This is a genomic window from Acinetobacter sp. S4397-1 (assembly GCF_024129285.1).
GTDB lineage: Bacteria > Pseudomonadota > Gammaproteobacteria > Pseudomonadales > Moraxellaceae > Acinetobacter > Acinetobacter lwoffii_C.
Genome location: NZ_JAMXXZ010000091.1, coordinates 1 through 444, shown reverse-complemented (window position 1 = coordinate 444; position 444 = coordinate 1). Strand labels below are relative to the sequence as shown.

Below are 444 nucleotides of genomic sequence, written 5' to 3'. Positions count from 1 at the left end.
CAGCAAGTCCGCTGTATGACTGGCGTCCGCAAAGTACCTATATCCGCCGCCCGCCTTACTGGGAAGGCGCACTGGCTGCCCCACGTACACTTGCGAATATGCGCCCACTGGCAATTCTGGGTGATAACATCACCACGGATCATCTGTCACCATCGAATGCCATCATGCTGGATTCGGCAGCGGGTGAATACCTGCACAAAATGGGGGTACCTGAAGAAGACTTCAACTCTTATGCAACACACCGTGGTGACCATTTGACGGCGCAGCGTGCAACCTTTGCCAATCCGAAACTGTTTAATGAAATGGTGGTGCGTTCTGACGGCAGCATCAAACAGGGTTCAAAGGCACGGGTGGAGCCGGAAGGTGAGGTGATGCGGATGTGGGAAGCGATTGAAACCTATATGAACCGCAAACAGCCGCTGATCATTATTGCCGGCAAGGACT

1 pseudogene is annotated in these 444 nt (G+C 53.6%); it reads left to right on the top strand.

Annotated features, from left to right (window positions below):
- A pseudogene (locus tag NI467_RS14635) lies at positions 1 to 444 on the top strand (Fe/S-dependent 2-methylisocitrate dehydratase AcnD); the annotation flags it as partial.